The 17,948-nt window shown below is 69.1% G+C and carries 14 protein-coding genes; all 14 read right to left on the bottom strand.

Annotated elements, in window-relative coordinates; genetic code table 11:
• Positions 1 to 4: 4 nt before the first annotated feature.
• A complete protein-coding gene (gene recQ, locus ACFWWR_RS12745) occupies positions 5 to 1,987 on the bottom strand; it encodes a DNA helicase RecQ (RefSeq protein ID WP_383867796.1) in 1,983 nt (660 codons plus the stop codon).
• Between the two features lie 285 nt (positions 1,988 to 2,272).
• Positions 2,273 to 3,922 carry an NADH-quinone oxidoreductase subunit NuoN gene (gene nuoN, locus ACFWWR_RS12740; protein WP_383867676.1) on the bottom strand — a complete coding sequence of 550 codons (1,650 nt, stop codon included), beginning with the start codon at positions 3,920 to 3,922 and terminating at the stop codon, positions 2,273 to 2,275.
• A complete protein-coding gene (locus ACFWWR_RS12735) occupies positions 3,919 to 5,490 on the bottom strand; it encodes an NADH-quinone oxidoreductase subunit M (RefSeq protein ID WP_384303171.1) in 1,572 nt (523 codons plus the stop codon). The genes nuoN and ACFWWR_RS12735 overlap by 4 nt, the downstream gene beginning before the upstream one ends.
• A 5-nt stretch (positions 5,491 to 5,495) precedes the next feature.
• Positions 5,496 to 7,460, bottom strand: coding sequence for an NADH-quinone oxidoreductase subunit L (gene nuoL / locus ACFWWR_RS12730; RefSeq protein ID WP_384303169.1), 1,965 nt, complete (start codon positions 7,458 to 7,460; stop codon positions 5,496 to 5,498).
• 14 nt (positions 7,461 to 7,474) lie between these two features.
• On the bottom strand, positions 7,475 to 7,774 hold the full coding sequence (gene nuoK, locus ACFWWR_RS12725) for an NADH-quinone oxidoreductase subunit NuoK (RefSeq protein ID WP_004927567.1): 300 nt from the start codon (positions 7,772 to 7,774) through the stop codon (positions 7,475 to 7,477).
• Positions 7,771 to 8,613 (bottom strand): NADH-quinone oxidoreductase subunit J, encoded by an 843-nt coding sequence (locus ACFWWR_RS12720; protein WP_384303167.1) that lies wholly within the window; start codon positions 8,611 to 8,613, stop codon positions 7,771 to 7,773. Before ACFWWR_RS12720 ends, nuoK begins: the two co-directional genes overlap by 4 nt.
• Complete coding sequence (gene nuoI, locus ACFWWR_RS12715) at positions 8,610 to 9,248, bottom strand: NADH-quinone oxidoreductase subunit NuoI (protein ID WP_384303165.1); 639 nt, start codon at positions 9,246 to 9,248, stop codon at positions 8,610 to 8,612. The genes ACFWWR_RS12720 and nuoI overlap by 4 nt, the downstream gene beginning before the upstream one ends.
• Positions 9,241 to 10,605, bottom strand: a complete 1,365-nt coding sequence (nuoH, locus tag ACFWWR_RS12710; protein ID WP_383867687.1) for an NADH-quinone oxidoreductase subunit NuoH — start codon at positions 10,603 to 10,605, stop codon at positions 9,241 to 9,243. Before nuoH ends, nuoI begins: the two co-directional genes overlap by 8 nt.
• Positions 10,602 to 13,106 (bottom strand): NADH-quinone oxidoreductase subunit G, encoded by a 2,505-nt coding sequence (locus ACFWWR_RS12705; RefSeq protein WP_383867689.1) that lies wholly within the window; start codon positions 13,104 to 13,106, stop codon positions 10,602 to 10,604. Before ACFWWR_RS12705 ends, nuoH begins: the two co-directional genes overlap by 4 nt.
• Complete coding sequence (gene nuoF, locus ACFWWR_RS12700) at positions 13,103 to 14,452, bottom strand: NADH-quinone oxidoreductase subunit NuoF (protein WP_383867691.1); 1,350 nt, start codon at positions 14,450 to 14,452, stop codon at positions 13,103 to 13,105. Before nuoF ends, ACFWWR_RS12705 begins: the two co-directional genes overlap by 4 nt.
• On the bottom strand, positions 14,449 to 15,321 hold the full coding sequence (nuoE, locus tag ACFWWR_RS12695; RefSeq protein WP_383867693.1) for an NADH-quinone oxidoreductase subunit NuoE: 873 nt from the start codon (positions 15,319 to 15,321) through the stop codon (positions 14,449 to 14,451). Before nuoE ends, nuoF begins: the two co-directional genes overlap by 4 nt.
• Positions 15,318 to 16,640, bottom strand: coding sequence for an NADH-quinone oxidoreductase subunit D (locus ACFWWR_RS12690; RefSeq protein WP_383867695.1), 1,323 nt, complete (start codon positions 16,638 to 16,640; stop codon positions 15,318 to 15,320). Before ACFWWR_RS12690 ends, nuoE begins: the two co-directional genes overlap by 4 nt.
• The gene (locus ACFWWR_RS12685; RefSeq protein ID WP_383867697.1) at positions 16,637 to 17,392 is read right to left on the bottom strand and encodes an NADH-quinone oxidoreductase subunit C; all 756 of its coding nucleotides are present in this window, start codon (positions 17,390 to 17,392) and stop codon (positions 16,637 to 16,639) included. Before ACFWWR_RS12685 ends, ACFWWR_RS12690 begins: the two co-directional genes overlap by 4 nt.
• Positions 17,389 to 17,943, bottom strand: coding sequence for an NADH-quinone oxidoreductase subunit B family protein (locus tag ACFWWR_RS12680; protein WP_018528252.1), 555 nt, complete (start codon positions 17,941 to 17,943; stop codon positions 17,389 to 17,391). Before ACFWWR_RS12680 ends, ACFWWR_RS12685 begins: the two co-directional genes overlap by 4 nt.
• Positions 17,944 to 17,948 lie beyond the last annotated feature (5 nt).

Here is a 17,948-nt window from a genome sequence, read left to right as displayed (position 1 = left end):
CCGTCTATATCCAGTCGTCCGGTTCCGGCTCCGCTTCCATCTCGGGCCAGTGGTCCGCGCCCGGGTCCGCCTCCTGCTCCGGGCCCGGCGCCGCGCCTGCGGGAGACCCGTCCAGGCCGGCGAGCACCCCGATCACGCCCTCCCCATAGGTGACGAGCTTCTTCTCGCCGACCCCGCCGACCCCGCCGAGCTGTTCCACGGACGTGGGCCAGACCGTCACGATCTCTCGGAGCGTCGCGTCATGGAAGATGACGTACGCCGGAACTCCCTGCTCGCGGGCCTGTTCGGCCCGCCACGCCCGCAGCGCCTCGAACGCCGGCAGCAGTGCCTCGGGCAGCTCGGCCACCGCGGCCTTGGCCTTGCGCTCTCCCCGCCCGGAGCCCGATGCCGACCGCGCGGTCACCGCCTTCTTCGGCTCCTTCCGCAGCGGCACCTCCCGCTCCCGCCGCAGCACCGACCCGCTCGCCTCGGTCAGCACCAAGGTGCCGTAGTCCCCCTCGACCGCGAGCAGCCCCTGCGCCAGCAACTGCCGTACGACGCCCCGCCATTCGGCCTCGGAGAGGTCCTCGCCGATGCCGAACACGGACAGCTGGTCGTGGTCGAACTGGATGACCTTGGCCGAGCGCTTGCCCATCAGGATGTCGACGATCTGCACCGCGCCGAACTTCTGCCCACGCTCGCGCTGCAGCCGCACCACGGTGGACAGCACCTTCTGGGCCGCGACCGTGCCGTCCCAGGTCTCCGGCGGGGTGAGGCAGGTGTCGCAGTTGCCGCACCCCACCGGGGCGGGGTCCTGGCCGAAGTAGGCGAGGAGCTGCCCGCGCCGGCACTGGGCCGTCTCGCACAGCGCCAGCATCGAGTCCAGGTGGGCGGCGGCCCGGCGCCGGAACGCCTCGTCGCCCTCGCTCGACTGGATCATCTTGCGCTGCTGTATGACGTCGTTGAGGCCGTACGCCATCCAGGCCGTGGACGGCAGTCCGTCGCGGCCGGCGCGGCCCGTCTCCTGGTAGTAGCCCTCGACCGACTTGGGCAGGTCGAGGTGGGCGACGAAGCGGACGTCCGGCTTGTCGATGCCCATGCCGAAGGCGATGGTCGCGACCACGATCAGGCCGTCCTCCCGGAGGAAGCGGGACTGGTGGGCGGCGCGGGTGCCCGCGTCCAGACCGGCGTGGTACGGCACCGCCTCGATGCCGTTGCGGGACAGGAACTCCGCCGTCGTGTCCACCGACCGGCGCGACAGGCAGTACACGATGCCCGCGTCACCCGCGTGCTCCTCGCGCAGGAAGCCCAGCAGCTGCTTCTTGGGGTCGGCCTTGGGCACGATCCGGTACTGGATGTTGGGCCGGTCGAAGCTCGCCACGAAGTGGCGGGCCGTCGGCATGCCCAGCCGCTGGGTGATCTCCTGGTGCGTCGCGTCCGTTGCTGTCGCCGTGAGCGCGATCCGCGGGACGTCCGGCCAGCGCTCGCCGAGCAGTGACAGGGACAGATAGTCGGGGCGGAAGTCGTGGCCCCATTGGGACACACAGTGCGCCTCGTCGATGGCGAAGACCGCGATCTTGCCACGCGAGAGCAGGTCCAGGGTCGATTCCAGTCGCAGCCGCTCCGGCGCCAGATACAGCAGGTCAAGCTCGCCTGCCAGGTACTCGGCCTCCACCACCCGCCGCTCGTCGAAGTCCTGCGTGGAGTTCATGAACCCGGCGCGCACGCCGAGCGCCCGCAGCGCGTCCACCTGGTCCTGCATCAGCGCGATGAGTGGCGAGACCACGATGCCCGTACCGGGTCTGACCAGCGCCGGGATCTGGTAACACAGCGACTTGCCGCCGCCGGTCGGCATGAGGACGACGGCGTCTCCGCCGGCCACCACGTGCTCGATGACCTCTTCCTGCTCGCCGCGGAAGGCCTCGTACCCGAAGACACGGTGCAGCGTGGCCAGCGCCTCGCTATCGATCGTCCCTGCCATCTCGGTGATCCCGCCCGTCCCGCCCATAGCCGTGTCCCCCGTACGTCGTCCCTCGACCACTGCCTCCACGATAGGGGTCCGGACTGACACCCCCGGAGTTATCCACAGGCCGGTTCGGCAACACTCCGTACTCAGCCCAATGGCCTGCGTCACACCGCGCCCACGACGGCCGGGACAAGCTGCGCGGGCGGGACGGGGAAGCCCTCCTTCTCCACGGCCACCTGACCGCACCGAACGAGCACAGGCCCCGGCTCCCACGAGGGAAACCGGGGCCCACCGCCCGAACACCGCAGGTCAGGGCACCTGGCGCGGTCAGCGCACGAACACTCCCGCCTGGTTCGCCAGGTCCAGGAAGTACTGCGGGGCCACACCGAGCACCAGTGTGACCGCCACGCCGAACCCGATCGTGGTCGTCGTCAACAGCGACGGCACCGCCACGGTCGGGCCGTCGGGCTGCGGCTCGCTGAAGAACATCAGCACGATGACGCGGATGTAGAAGAAGGCCGCGATCGCGGACGAGATCACACCGACCACGACCAGCGGGGCCGCGCCGCCCTCCGCTGCCGCCTTGAACACGGCGAACTTCCCGGCGAACCCGGAGGTGAGCGGGATGCCCGCGAAGGCCAGCAGGAACACCGCGAACACGGCCGCCACCAGAGGTGACCTGCGCCCGAGCCCGGCCCACTTGGACAGGTGGGTCGCCTCTCCGCCCGCGTCCCGCACGAGGGTGACCACCGCGAACGCGCCGATCGTCACGAACGAGTACGCGGCCAGGTAGAAGAGGACCGAGGACACCCCGTCCGGCGTGGTCGCGATGACACCCGCGAGGATGAATCCGGCGTGCGCGATGGACGAGTAGGCCAGCAGGCGCTTGATGTCGGTCTGCGTGATCGCGACGATCGCACCGCCGAGCATGGTGACGATCGCGACGCCCCACATGACCGGCCGCCAGTCCCAGCGCAGTCCGGGCAGGATGACGTACAGGACCCGGAGCAGCGCGCCGAAGGCCGCCACCTTGGTCGCCGCGGCCATGAACCCGGTCACCGGCGTGGGCGCGCCCTGGTAGACGTCGGGCGTCCACATGTGGAACGGCACCGCGCCGACCTTGAACAGCAGGCCCATGACGAGCATCGCGGCGCCGATGAGCAGCAGCGCGTCGTTGCCCATGGTGTCCGCGAGCGCCGGGTTGACGGTCTGGATCTGGCCGTCGACGACCTGCGCGATCGTGGCGTACGACATCGAGCCCGCGTAGCCGTACAGCAGCGCGATGCCGAACAGCGTGAACGCGGAGGCGAACGCGCCGAGCAGGAAGTACTTGACCGCGGCTTCCTGCGACAGGAGCCGCTTGCGGCGGGCCAGGGCACACAGCAGGTACAGCGGGAGCGAGAAGACTTCCAGGGCCACGAAGAGCGTCAGCAGGTCGTTGGCCGACGGGAAGATCAGCATGCCGGCGACGGCGAACAGCAGCAGCGGGAACACCTCGGTGGTGGTGAACCCGGCCTTCACCGCGGCCTTCTCACTGTCGCTGCCCGGCACCGAGGCGGCCTGCGCCGCGAAGGAGTCGACGCGGTTGCCGTGCGCCTCAGGATCGAGCCGCCGCTCGGCGAAGGTGAACAGGCCGACCAGGGCCGCCAGCAGGATCGTGCCCTGAAGGAAGAGGGCCGGTCCGTCGACGGCGATCGCGCCCATGGCCGCGATGCGCGCCTTGGTCGTGCCGTATCCGTCGGCGGCGAGCGCGACGACCGCGGCGAAGGCGGCGACCAGCGCGACGACGGACACGAACATCTGGGCGTAGTAGCGGGACTTGCGCGGGACGAAGGCCTCGACCAGCACCCCGACGATCGCCGCGCCGACGACGATCAGGGTGGGCGACAGTTGTCCGTATTCGAACGTCGGCGCGTCGATCTTGGTGATCGGTTCGGCCGCGGTTGTCCACAGGCTGTGGACGGCTGTTGCGCTCACTTGGCCGCCTCCACCTCGGGCTGGGGGTCCTTCTTGTCCACGTCGGACATGGTCTGCTTGACCGCCGGGTTCACGATGTCGGTGAGGGGCTTCGGATAGACGCCAAGGAAGATCAGCAGTACGACCAGCGGGGCGACCACCACGAGCTCCCGCACCCTGAGGTCCGGCATCGCCGCGACCTCGGGCTTCACCGGGCCCGTCATCGTCCTCTGGTAGAGGACGAGGGTGTAGAGCGCGGCGAGCACGATGCCGAAGGTGGCGATGATCCCGATCACCGGGTAGCGCGCGAACGTGCCGACCAGGACGAGGAACTCACTCACGAACGGCGCGAGCCCCGGCAGTGACAGGGTCGCCAGGCCGCCGATCAGGAAGGTGCCGGCGAGCACCGGAGCGACCTTCTGCACCCCGCCGTAGTCGGCGATGAGCCGCGAGCCGCGCCGCGAGATCAGGAAGCCGGCCACCAGCATCAGCGCGGCGGTCGAGATGCCGTGGTTGACCATGTAGAGCGTCGCGCCCGACTGGCCCTGACTGGTCATCGCGAAGATGCCCATGATGATGAAGCCGAAGTGCGAGATCGACGCGTACGCCACCAGCCGCTTGATGTCCCGCTGGCCGACGGCGAGCAGCGCCCCGTAGATGATGCTGATCACGGCGAGGACGAGGATGACGGGCGTCGCCCACTTCGACGCCTCCGGGAACAGCTGGAGGCAGAAGCGGAGCATCGCGAAGGTGCCGACCTTGTCGACGACCGCGGTGATGAGGACGGCGACCGGGGCGGTGGCCTCCCCCATCGCGTTGGGCAGCCAGGTGTGCAGCGGCCACAGGGGCGCCTTCACCGCGAAGGCGAAGAAGAAGCCCAGGAACAGCCAGCGTTCGGTGTTGGTCGCCATGTCCAGCGAGCCGTTGGCGCGCGCCTCGGCGATCTCCTGGAGGCTGAAGTTCCCGGCGACCACGTACAGGCCGATCACCGCGGCCAGCATGATCAGACCGCCGACCAGGTTGTAGAGGAGGAACTTCACTGCGGCGTACGAGCGTTGGGTCGCCGCGTGCTCGTCGGAGCCGGCGTGGGCACGGTCTCCGAAGCCACCGATGAGGAAGTACATCGGGATCAGCATGGCTTCGAAGAAGATGTAGAAGAGGAAGACGTCGGTGGCCTCGAAGGAGATGATCACCATCGCCTCGACGGCCAGGATCAGGGCGAAGAAGCCCTGAGTGGGCCGCCACCGCTTGTTGCCGGTCTCCAGCGGGTCGGCGTCGTGCCAGCCCGCGAGGATGATGAACGGCATCAGCAGCGCCGTCAGCGCGATCAGCGCCACCGCGATGCCGTCCACGCCCAGCTCGTATCTGACCCCGAAGTCCGCGATCCAGGCGTGGGACTCGGTGAGTTGGTAGCGGTCGCCGTCCGGGTCGAAGCGCACCAGGACCGTGATCGCGAGGGCGAGTGTGGCGAGCGAGACGAACAGTGCCAGCCACTTGGCGGCGGTGCGCCGTGCGGCGGGCACGGCGGCCGTGGCGATCGCCCCGATCGCCGGTAGCAGCGCCGTCGCTGTCAGCAGGGGAAAGGACATCGGTATCAGACCGCCCTCATCAGCAGGGTCGCGGCGACGAGGAGCGCCGCACCGCCGAACATCGAGACCGCGTACGACCGCGCGAAGCCGTTCTGGAGCTTGCGCATCCGTCCGGAGAGGCCGCCGACCGAGGCCGCCGTGCCGTTGACGACGCCGTCGACCATGGTGTGGTCGACGTACACCAGGGAGCGCGTGAGGTGCTCGCCGCCGCGCACGAGGACCACGTGGTTGAAGTCGTCCTGAAGCAGGTCGCGCCGGGCGGCCCGGGTGAGCAGCGACCCGCGCGGGGCGAGGACCGGGACCGGGCGGCGCCCGTACTGGGCCCAGGCGATCGCCACGCCGACGACCAGCACCACCATCGTGGCGAGGGTGACCGTCAGCGCGCTGACCGGCGAGTGTCCGTGGTCGTGGCCGGTGACGGGCTCCAGCCAGTGCAGGAAGCGGTCACCGATGCTGAAGAAGCCACCCGCGAACACCGATCCGAAGGCCAGCACGATCATGGGGATCGTCATGGACCTGGGCGACTCGTGCGGGTGCGGTTCCGCGTGCTCGCCGCGGTGCTCGGCGGCGGGCTCCACGCTCGGCTCGGCCGGGGACGCCGTCTTGCCGTGACGCCAGCGTTCTTCTCCGAAGAACGTCATCAGCATCACGCGCGTCATGTAGTACGCCGTGATGGCCGCGCCCAGCAGGGCACAACCGCCGAGGATCCAGCCCTCGGTGCCGCCCTTGGCGAAGGCCGCTTCGATGATCTTGTCCTTGGAGAAGAAGCCGGACAGGCCCGGGAAGCCGATGATGGCGAGGTAGCCGAGGCCGAACGTGACGAAGGTGACCGGCATGTACTTCCTGAGGCCGCCGTACTTCCTCATGTCGACCTCGTCGTTCATGCCGTGCATGACCGAACCGGCGCCGAGGAACAGCCCGGCCTTGAAGAAGCCGTGCGTCACCAGGTGCATGATCGCGAAGACGTAGCCGATCGGGCCGAGGCCCGCGGCGAGGATCATGTAGCCGATCTGCGACATGGTCGAGCCGGCCAGCGCCTTCTTGATGTCGTCCTTCGCGCAACCGACGATCGCGCCGAACAGGAGCGTGACGGCACCGACGATGGTGACCACCAGCTGCGCGTCGGGCGCCGCGTTGAAGATGGCCCCGGAGCGGACGATCAGGTAGACGCCGGCGGTCACCATCGTCGCGGCGTGGATGAGGGCCGAGACCGGGGTCGGGCCCTCCATGGCGTCCCCGAGCCAGGACTGCAGCGGCACCTGGGCGGACTTGCCGCAGGCGGCGAGCAGCAGCATCAGGGCGATGCCGGTGAGCGTGGCCTCGGAGGTGTCACCGACGAGCCCGGGCTCCTCGTGGGTACCGAGCACCGGGCCGAAGGCGAAGGTCCCGAAGGTCGTGAACATCAGCATGATCGCGATCGACAGGCCCACGTCACCGACGCGGTTGACCAGGAATGCCTTCTTCGCGGCGGTGGCGGCGCTGGGCTTGTGCTGCCAGAAGCCGATCAGCAGGTACGACGCCAGACCGACGCCCTCCCAGCCGACGTACAGCAGGAGGTAGTTGTCGGCGAGGACGAGCAGCAGCATCGCCGCGAGGAACAGGTTCAGGTAGCCGAAGAAGCGGCGGCGCCGCTCGTCGTGCTCCATGTACCCGACCGAGTACAGGTGGATCAGCGAGCCGACACCGGTGATCAACAGGACGAACGTCATCGACAACTGGTCGAGCTGGAAGGCGACGTCCGCCTGGAAACCCTCGACCGGCACCCAGCTGAACAGGTGCTGGGTCAGTGTCCGGTGGTCGGCGTCCTTGCCGAGCAGGTCGACGAAGAGGATCGCACCGAACACGAAGGACGCGGCGGCCAGGGCCGTGCCGATCCAGTGACCGACGGCGTCCAGTCGCCGGCCGCCGCACAGCAGGACCGCCGCTCCGAGCAGGGGCGCCGCGATGAGCAGCGCAATCAGGTTCTCCACGATTCAGCGACCCCTTACAGCTTCATCAGGCTGGCGTCGTCGACCGAGGCCGAGTGGCGGGAACGGAACAGCGACACGATGATCGCGAGCCCGACCACGACCTCCGCGGCGGCGACGACCATCGTGAAGAAGGCGATGATCTGGCCGTCGAGATTGCCGTGCATCCGGGAGAAGGCGACGAACGCGAGGTTGCAGGCGTTGAGCATCAACTCGACGCACATGAAGACGACGATCGCGTTGCGCCTGATCAGCACGCCGGTGGCGCCGATCGTGAACAACAGGGCGGCGAGATAGAGGTAGTTGACGGGGTTCACTTGGACGCCTCCTCGGCCCGCTTGCGGTTGGCCGACTCGACCGCGGTGCGCTCCAGGCGCTCCTCGGCGCGCTGTTCCAGGGCCCGCAGGTCGTTCAGCGCCTCCTGCGAGACGTCACGGATCTGCCCGCGTTCCCGCAGCGTCTTGCTGACGGTGAGGTCGGACGGGGTGCCGTCGGGCAGCAGGCCCGCGATGTCCACGGCGTTGTGCCGGGCGTACACACCGGGCGCCGGCAGCGGCGGCAGGTGCTTGCCCTCGCGGACGCGCTCCTCGGACAGCTCGCGCTGGGTCTTGGCCCGTTCGGTGCGCTCGCGGTGGGTGAGCACCATGGCGCCGACGGCGGCCGTGATCAGCAGGGCGCCGGTGATCTCGAAGGCGAAGACGTACTTCGTGAAGATGAGGGCCGCCAGGCCCTCCACGTTGCCGCCCGCGTTCGCCTGCGCGAGGCCGTTGAACTCGTTCAGAGAGGCGTTCCCGATGCCCGCGAACAGCAGGACCCCGAAGCCGAGCCCGCACATCAGGGCCAGCCAGCGCTGGCCCTTGATGGTCTCCTTCAGGGAGTCCGCCGCGGTGACGCCGACGAGCATCACCACGAACAGGAACAGCATCATGATCGCGCCGGTGTAGACGACGATCTGCACGACGCCCAGGAAGTAGGCCCCGTTGGCGAGGTAGAACACCGCCAGGATGATCATGGTTCCGGCGAGACAGAGCGCGCTGTGCACGGCCCGCTTCATGAAGACGGTGCACAGGGCGCCGATCACGGCGACGGTCCCGAGGACCCAGAACTGGAAGGCCTCACCCGTGGAGGTGGAGTAGGCGGCGAGTTGCGCGCTCATCGGCCGATCACCTTCTCCGACGTCGGCTCGTCCTCGCCGGTCGACGCGGCGGCCTGCGGAACCTCTCCCTTGGAGACGGCGACCTGCTGCACCGTGCCGGGCGCGGCCTCCGTCACCAATCCCCGGTAGTAGTCCTGCTCCTCCGTCCCCGGGAAGATGGAGTGCGGGCTGTCGACCATGCCCTCTTCCAGGCCGGCGAGCAGCTGCTCCTTGGTGTAGATGAGGTTGGCGCGGCTGGAGTCGGCGAGCTCGAACTCGTTCGTCATCGTGAGCGCGCGCGTGGGGCACGCCTCGATGCACAGACCGCACAGGATGCAGCGGGCGTAGTTGATCTGGTAGACGCGGCCGTACCGCTCGCCCGGCGAGTAGCGCTCCTCGTCCGTGTTGTCGGCGCCCTCCACATAGATGGCGTCGGCGGGACAGGCCCAGGCGCACAGTTCGCAGCCGACGCACTTCTCCAGTCCGTCCGGATGGCGGTTGAGCTGGTGCCGTCCGTGGAACCGGGGGGCAGTGGTCTTCTGCTGCTCCGGGTACTGCTCGGTCAGCCGCTTCTTGAACATGGCCTTGAAGGTCACACCGAAGCCGGCCACGGGGTTCTGGAAACCGGGTTTGGTCTCCTTCGGCTCCTCAGCCATCGGACGCCTCCTTTCCATCCGAAGATCCGTCACTCGCAGTATCCGGTCCACCACTGACAATCAACTCCCGCTCGCGGTGCGAGCGGCGCCGCGGCACCGGCAGAAGTTCCTGCCCCGGCAGCGGAGGTACGGGGAACCCGCCCGCCATCGGGTCGAAGCCGACGGGTTCCTCGACTTGCCGCTCGGCCTCCTTCGCCTTCTCGCGGAACATGTCGACGACGAAGGAGAGCAGCAGCAGGACGAGGACGCCGCCGCCGATGTAGAGGGCGATGTCGGCGAAGTCGTAGTTCTCGTTCCTGAGGGTCCGCACGGTGGCCACGAGCATCAGCCAGACCAGCGAGACCGGGATGAGGACCTTCCAGCCGAGCTTCATCAGCTGGTCGTAGCGGACGCGGGGGAGCGTGCCGCGCAGCCAGATGAAGAAGAACAGCAGCAACTGCACCTTGATCACGAACCAGAGCATCGGCCACCAGCCGTGGTTCGCGCCCTCCCAGAAGGTGCTGACCGGCCACGGGGCCCGCCAGCCGCCAAGGAAGAGCGTCACCGACACGGCCGAGACCGTCACCATGTTCACGTATTCGGCGAGCATGAACATCGCGAACTTGATCGACGAGTACTCGGTGTTGAAGCCGCCCACCAGGTCGCCCTCGGACTCCGGCATGTCGAAGGGGGCGCGGTTGGTCTCGCCCACCATCGTCACGATGTAGATCAGGAAGGAGACCGGCAGCAGGACGATGTACCAGCGGTCCTGCTGCTGCTCGACGATCGTCGACGTCGACATCGAGCCCGAGTAGAGGAACACCGAGGCGAACGCGGCACCCATGGCGATCTCGTACGAGATCATCTGCGCGCAGGAACGCAGGCCGCCGAGGAGCGGGTAGGTGGATCCGGAGCTCCAGCCCGCGAGGACGATGCCGTAGATGCCGACCGAGGCGACCGCGAGGATGTAGAGCATCGCGATCGGCAGGTCGGTGAGCTGCATCGCGGTGCGGTGCCCGAAGATCGAGACCTCGTTGCCGGCCGGGCCGAAGGGGATCACCGCGATCGCCATGAAGGCCGGGATGGCCGCGACGATCGGCGCGAGGACGTAGACCACCTTGTCCGCGCGCTTGACGATGACGTCTTCCTTGAGCATCAGCTTCATGCCGTCGGCGAGCGACTGGAGCATGCCCCAGGGGCCGTGCCGGTTGGGGCCGATGCGCAGCTGCATCCAGGCGACGACCTTGCGCTCCCACACGATGGAGAACAGCACGGTCAGCATCAGGAAGGCGAAGCAGAACACCGCCTTGACGACGACCAGCCACCAGGGGTCGGTGCCGAACATCGAGAGGTCTTCAGCGGCGAGGTACGGGCTCATGCCTCCACCTCCTGGGGGGCTTCGGCGGCGAGCTTCGCCGGACCGATGCGGACGAGTGAGCCGGGCAGCGCCCCGGTGTCGGAGGCGACGCCGCCGCCCGAGGAGTTCAGCGGGAGCCAGACCACCCGGTCGGGCATCTCGGCGACGCGGAGCGGGAATGCGGCCGTCCCGGCGGTTCCGGTCACCGCGAGCAGATCGCCGTCCTTCACACCCGCCTCGGCGGCCGTGGCGGGCGACACACGCGCGTGGACCGCGTGCCGCGTCCCGGCGAGCGCCTCGTCGCCCTCCTGGAGGACGCCCTGGTCGAGCAGCAGCCGGTGGCCGGCCAGTACGGCCTCCCCGGCGGCAGGCCGCGGCAACTGCGCGGCGGTCTCCAAGGGTTCGGTGGCCCGGGGGCCGTCCCAGGCCCCGAGCCGGTCCAGCTCCGCGCGCACCGTTCGCAGGTCCGGCAGACCCAGGTGTACGTCCATGGCGTCGGCCAGCATCTGCAGCACGCGCGCGTCGGTGGGCGCGAGGCGCCGGGTCATGTGGTCGGGCTTGAGCGCGGCCTCGAAGAAACGGACCCGGCCCTCCCAGTTGAGGAACGTGCCGGCCTTCTCGGCGACCGCCGCCACCGGCAGGACCACGTCCGCGAGTTCGGTGACCTCGCTGGGCCGCAGTTCCAGCGACACCAGGAAGCCGACCTCGCGCAGCGCCTCACGCGCGCGGGCCGGGGCGGGCAGATCGGCGACCTCGACGCCCGCGACCACCAGCGCCTGGAGCTCACCGCCCGCGGCGGCCTCGACGATCTGGCCGGTGTCGCGCCCGTAGCGGTGCGGGAGTTCGGCCAGGCCCCAGGCCGCGGCGACCTCGTCCCGCGCGCGCGGGTCGGTGGCCGGACGCCCGCCCGGCAGCAGCGTGGGCAGCGCGCCCGCCTCGAGGGCACCGCGCTCGCCGGACCGGCGCGGGATCCACACCAGCTGGGCACCGGTCGCGGAGGCGGCCCGTACGGCGGCGGTCAGTCCGCCCGCCACGGCGGCCAGCCGCTCGCCCACGGCGATCACCGCGCCCTCGGTGCGCAGCGCCTCCGAGGCCCTCGCACCGTCGTCCTCCAGGCCGGCCCCGCTCGCGAGCGCGTCCAGCCACTCGGTCTCGGTGCCGGGAGCGGCGGGCAGCAGCGTGCCGCCCGCCTTCTCCAGGCCGCGCGTCGCGTGCGTGGCGAGGGAGAACACCTTCTGCCCGTGCTTGCGCCAGGCCTTGCGCAGCCGGAGGAAGACGCCGGGCGCCTCCTCCTCGGCCTCGAACCCGACCAGCAGAACGGCGGGCGCCTTCTCCAGAGCGGTGTAGGTGACGCCCGTACCGTCGAGGTCCCGTCCGCGTCCGGCGACCCGGGCGGCCAGGAAGTCGGCCTCCTCGCCGCTGTGCACGCGCGCGCGGAAGTCGATGTCGTTGGTGTCGAGCGCCACGCGCGCGAACTTGCTGTACGCGTAGGCGTCCTCGATGGTGAGCCGGCCGCCGGTCAGGACACCGGTCCGGCCCCGTGAGGCGAGCAGCCCCTGAGCGGCGATCTGCAGCGCCTCCGGCCAGGAGGCCGGGACGAGGTCACCCTCGGCGTTGCGCACCAGCGGGTGCTGGAGCCGGTCCCGCTGCTGCGCGTACCGGAACGCGAACCGGCCCTTGTCGCAGATCCACTCCTCGTTGACCTCGGGGTCGTCGGCCGCGAGCCGCCTCATGACCTTGCCGCGCCGGTGGTCGGTGCGTGTCGCGCAGCCGCCGGAGCAGTGCTCGCAGACCGACGGCGAGGAGACGAGGTCGAAGGGGCGGGAGCGGAATCGGTACGCCGCCGAGGTCAGCGCGCCGACGGGGCAGATCTGGATGGTGTTGCCGGAGAAGTAGGACTCGAAGGGGTCGCCCTCACCGGTGCCGACCTGCTGGAGCGCGCCGCGCTCGATCAGCTCGATCATCGGGTCGCCCGCGACCTGGTTGGAGAACCGGGTGCAGCGGGCGCACAGCACGCAGCGCTCGCGGTCGAGCAGCACCTGGGTGGAGATCGGCACGGGCTTCTCGTAGGTCCGCTTCTTTCCCTCGAAGCGGGACTCGGCCTGGCCGTGCGACATGGCCTGGTTCTGCAGGGGGCACTCGCCGCCCTTGTCGCAGACCGGGCAGTCCAGCGGATGGTTGATGAGGAGCAGCTCCATCACACCGTGCTGTGCCTTCTCCGCGACCGGCGAGGTGAGGTGCGTCTTCACCACCATCCCGTCGGTGCAGGTGATGGTGCAGGACGCCATGGGCTTGCGCTGGCCCTCGACCTCGACGATGCACTGGCGGCAGGCGCCGGCCGGGTCGAGGAGCGGGTGGTCGCAGAACCGGGGGATCTCGATGCCGAGCTGCTCGGCGGCCCGGATGACCAGGGTGCCCTTGGGCACGCTGATCTCCACGCCGTCGATCGTCAGCGACACGAGGTCCTCCGGCGGGACCGCCGCCTCTCCCCCACCTGCGGGAGCGTTGGTGGTCACAGTCATGCGTTCACCTCCGTGCGGTCGGCCCAGGCCGTCGACTTGGCCGGGTCGAAGGGGCAGCCGCGGCCCGTGATGTGCTGCTCGTACTCCTCGCGGAAGTACTTGAGCGAGGAGAAGATCGGCGAGGCGGCGCCGTCGCCGAGGGCGCAGAAGGACTTGCCGTTGATGTTGTCGGCGATGTCGTTCAGCTTGTCGAGGTCGGACATGACGCCCTTGCCGGCCTCGATGTCACGCAGCAACTGCACGAGCCAGTACGTGCCTTCGCGGCACGGCGTGCACTTGCCACAGGACTCGTGGGCGTAGAACTCGGTCCAGCGGGTCACGGCTCGCACGACGCAGGTCGTCTCGTCGAAGCACTGCAGGGCTTTTGTGCCGAGCATGGAACCCGCGGCGCCCACTCCTTCGTAGTCAAGAGGGACGTCGAGGTGTTCCTCGGTGAACATCGGCGTCGAGGACCCGCCGGGCGTCCAGAACTTGAGCCGGTGCCCGGCCCGCATGCCGCCGCTCATCTCGAGGAGCTGACGGAGGGTGATGCCGAGCGGGGCCTCGTACTGACCGGGACTGGTGACATGGCCGCTGAGCGAGTAGAGCGTGAAGCCCGGAGACTTCTCGCTGCCCATCGACCTGAACCATTCCTTGCCCCTGTTCAGAATCGCGGGAACCGAGGCGATCGACTCGACGTTGTTCACAACAGTCGGGCACGCATAGAGGCCCGCGACAGCAGGGAAAGGGGGACGGAGCCGCGGTTGACCCCGGCGGCCTTCGAGCGAGTCGAGCAGTGCGGTCTCCTCACCGCAGATGTACGCGCCGGCGCCCGCGTGCACGGTGAGTTGGAGGTCGAGCCCGCTGCCCAGGATGTTCTCGCCCAGGTAGCCCGCCGCGTAGGCCTCACGCACGGCCTCGTGCAACCGCCGCAATACAGGGACGACTTCACCACGCAGATAGATGAAGGCATGCGAAGACCTGATGGCGTAACACGCGATGACAATGCCCTCGATGAGGCTGTGCGGGTTCGCGAAGAGGAGCGGGATGTCCTTGCAGGTTCCCGGCTCCGACTCGTCGGCGTTGACAACTAGATAGTGCGGCTTTCCATCTCCCTGGGGAATGAACTGCCATTTCATTCCCGTGGGGAATCCCGCACCGCCGCGGCCGCGCAGACCGGAGTCCTTGACGTACGCGATCAGGTCGTCCGGCGACATGGCCAGCGCCTTGCGAAGTCCCTCGTACCCATCGTGCCTTCGGTAGACGTCCAGCGACCAGGACTTGTCCTCGTCCCAGAAGGCCGACAGCACGGGTGCGAGCAGCTTCTCGGGGCTGGTGTCTTTGATCTCGGGTGCCAAGGTCATCACTCCCCCTCCTCGGCGGTAGGCCCTGCCGGGTGGGCCGGGTCGGAGGCCGACGTGTCCTGCGGCGCGTCGTGCGAGCTCAAGTGCTCCGTCGGTGACGGCTGGTGCACCGCCTTGTCCTGCGGCTCGTCGTGCGGTCCGCCGTCGCGCGGATGGACCACGCGCGCGGGTGCGGCCTCTCCCCTTGCCAGGCGAAGGCCCACCAGCGAAGCGGGTCCCGCTCCGCCGCTCGCCTCGACGGCCCCGGGCCGCTCGTCGGGGAAGCCGGCCAGGATCCGGGCGGTCTCCTTGAAGGTGCACAGCGGCGCCCCGCGCGTGGGCTCGACCGGTCGCCCCTCGATCAGGTCGTCGACGAGGCGCTTGGCGCTCGCCGGGGTCTGGTTGTCGAAGAACTCCCAGTTGACCATCACGACGGGCGCGAAGTCGCAGGCCGCGTTGCACTCGATGTGCTCCAGGGTGACCTTGCCGTCCTCGGTGGTCCCGCCGTTGCCGACGCCCAGGTGCTCCTGGAGGGACTCGAAGATCGCGTCGCCGCCCATCACCGCGCACAGCGTGTTGGTGCAGACGCCGACCTGGTAGTCACCGCTCGGCCGGCGCCGGTACATGCTGTAGAAGGTCGCGACCGCGGTGACCTCGGCCGTGGTCAGGTTCAGCACGTCCGCGCAGAACTTCATCCCGGTGCGCGTGACATGGCCCTCCTCCGACTGCACGAGATGCAGCAACGGCAGGAGAGCGGACCGGGAGTCCGGGTAGCGGGCGATGATCTCGCGCGCGTCCGTCTCCAGCCTTGCTCGGACGTCGTCCGGGTACGCGGGCGCGGGCAGCTCGGGCATGCCCAGGCTGACGCCCCGCTCCGAAGAAGAGGTGGTCACCGGTCGACGCCTCCCATCACGGGGTCGATGGACGCGACGGCGACGATGACGTCGGCGACCTGGCCGCCCTCGCACATCGCCGCCATGGCCTGCAGGTTGGTGAAGGACGGGTCCCGGAAGTGGACCCGGTAGGGGCGGGTGCCTCCGTCGGAAACGGCGTGCACCCCGAGCTCGCCCTTGGGCGACTCGACGGCCGCGTACGCCTGTCCCGGCGGGACCCGGAAGCCCTCGGTGACCAGCTTGAAGTGGTGGATCAGGGCCTCCATGGAGGTGCCCATGATCTTCTTGATGTGGTCGAGGGAGTTGCCGAGGCCGTCCGGTCCCAGGGCGAGCTGGGCGGGCCAGGCGATCTTCTTGTCGGCGACCATGACCGGGCCGGGCTGCAGCCGGTCCAGGCACTGCTCGACGATCCTGAGGGACTGGCGCATCTCCTCCAGCCGGATCAGGAAGCGGCCGTAGGAGTCGCAGGTGTCGGCGGTGGGGATGTCGAAGTCGAACGTCTCGTAACCGCAGTACGGCTGCGCCTTGCGCAGGTCGTGCGGCAGGCCGGTGGAGCGCAGGATCGGGCCGGTGGCGCCGAGGGCCATGCAGCCGGCCAGGTCGAGATAGCCGACGTCCTGCATACGGGCCTTGAAGATGGGGTTCCCGGTGGCGAGCTTGTCGTACTCCGGGAGGTTCTTCTTCATCTTCTTCACGAACTCGCGGATGTGGTCCACCGCGCCGGGCGGCAGGTCCTGGGCGAGTCCGCCGGGGCGGATGTACGCGTGGTTCATCCGGAGGCCCGTGATGAGCTCGTAGATGTCGAGAATCATTTCACGATCACGGAATCCGTAGATCATGATCGTGGTGGCGCCGAGTTCCATGCCGCCGGTGGCGATGCACACCAGGTGCGAGGACAGCCGGTTCAGCTCCATCAGGAGCACCCGGATGAGGGTGGCGCGGTCGGGGATCTGGTCCTCGATGCCGAGGAGCCTCTCGACGGCGAGACAGTAGGCGGTCTCGTTGAAGAAGCTCGTCAGGTAGTCCATGCGCGTCACGAACGTGGTGCCCTGCGTCCACGTGCGGAACTCGGTGTTCTTCTCGATGCCGGTGTGGAGGTAGCCGATGCCGCAGCGGGCCTCGGTGACCGTCTCGCCGTCGATCTCCAGGATGAGGCGGAGCACACCGTGCGTGGAGGGGTGCTGGGGGCCCATGTTGACGACGATGCGCTCGTCGTCGGCGCGGGCCGCGGACTGGACGACCTCGTCCCAGTCGCCGCCGGTGACCGTGTATACGGTGCCCTCGGTGGTCTCCCGGGGGGAGGCATGCGAAGTGCTCACGAGTACGACCTCCGCTGGTCCGGAGCCGGGATCTGGGCGCCCTTGTACTCGACGGGGATGCCGCCGAGGGGGTAGTCCTTGCGCTGCGGGTGGCCCTGCCAGTCGTCCGGCATCATGATCCGCGTCAGGGCCGGGTGACCGTCGAAGACGATGCCGAAGAAGTCGTAGGTCTCACGCTCGTGCCAGTCGTTGGTCGGATAGACGGAGACCAGTGACGGGATGTGCCGGTCGGTGTCCGGAGCGCTGACTTCGAGGCGGATCAGCCGGTTGTGGGTGATCGAGCGCAGGTGGTAGACGGCGTGCAGCTCGCGGCCCTTGTCGTGCGGGTAGTGGACCCCGCTCACGCCGGTGCACAGTTCGAAGCGAAGGGCCGGGTCGTCGCGCAGGGTGCCGGCGACACGCAGCAGGTGCTCGCGTTCGATGTGGAAGGTGAGTTCGCCGCGGTCGACGACCGTCTTCTCGATCGCGTTGCCGGGGAGGAGACCCTGCTCCTCCAGCGCGCCCTCGAGTTCGTCGGCGACCTCGTCGAACCAGCCGCCGTAGGGGCGGCCGGCCGGGCCCGGGAGCCGGACCGAGCGGACCAGGCCGCCGTAGCCGGAGGTGTCGCCGCCGTTGTTGGCGCCGAACATGCCGCGCTGGACGCGGATCTCCTCGCCGCCCTCGCCGCGCCGACCGGGGAGGTTGGAGGCGCCGAGGTCCTTTTCGGGGTTCACCCCGTTCGACGCCCCGTTGGTGCCGTTCGCGTCGCTCACCGCAGCAGCCCCTTCATCTCGATCGTCGGCAGGGCCTTGAGCGCCGCTTCCTCCGCCTCACGGGCCGCCTCCTCGGCGTTCACGCCGAGCTTGGAGGACTGGATCTTCTGGTGGAGCTTGAGGATGGCGTCCATCAGCATCTCGGGCCGTGGCGGGCAGCCGGGCAGATAGATGTCGACCGGGACGATGTGGTCGACGCCCTGGACGATGGCGTAGTTGTTGAACATGCCGCCCGAGGAGGCGCAGACCCCCATGGAGATCACCCACTTCGGGTTCGGCATCTGGTCGTAGACCTGCCGGAGCACCGGCGCCATCTTCTGGCTGACCCGGCCGGCGACGATCATCAGGTCGGCCTGGCGCGGCGAGCCGCGGAAGACCTCCATGCCGAAGCGCGCCAGGTCGTAACGGCCGGCGCCGGTGGTCATCATCTCGATGGCACAGCAGGCGAGGCCGAAGGTGGCAGGGAAGACGGACGACTTGCGCACCCAGCCCGCGGCCTGCTCGACGGTGGTCAGCAGGAAGCCGCTCGGCAGCTTTTCTTCGAGTCCCATGTCTA

This window comes from Streptomyces sp. NPDC058678, assembly GCF_042714835.1.
Lineage (GTDB): Bacteria > Actinomycetota > Actinomycetes > Streptomycetales > Streptomycetaceae > Streptomyces.
This window is presented reverse-complemented; position numbering and strand designations above follow the sequence as displayed.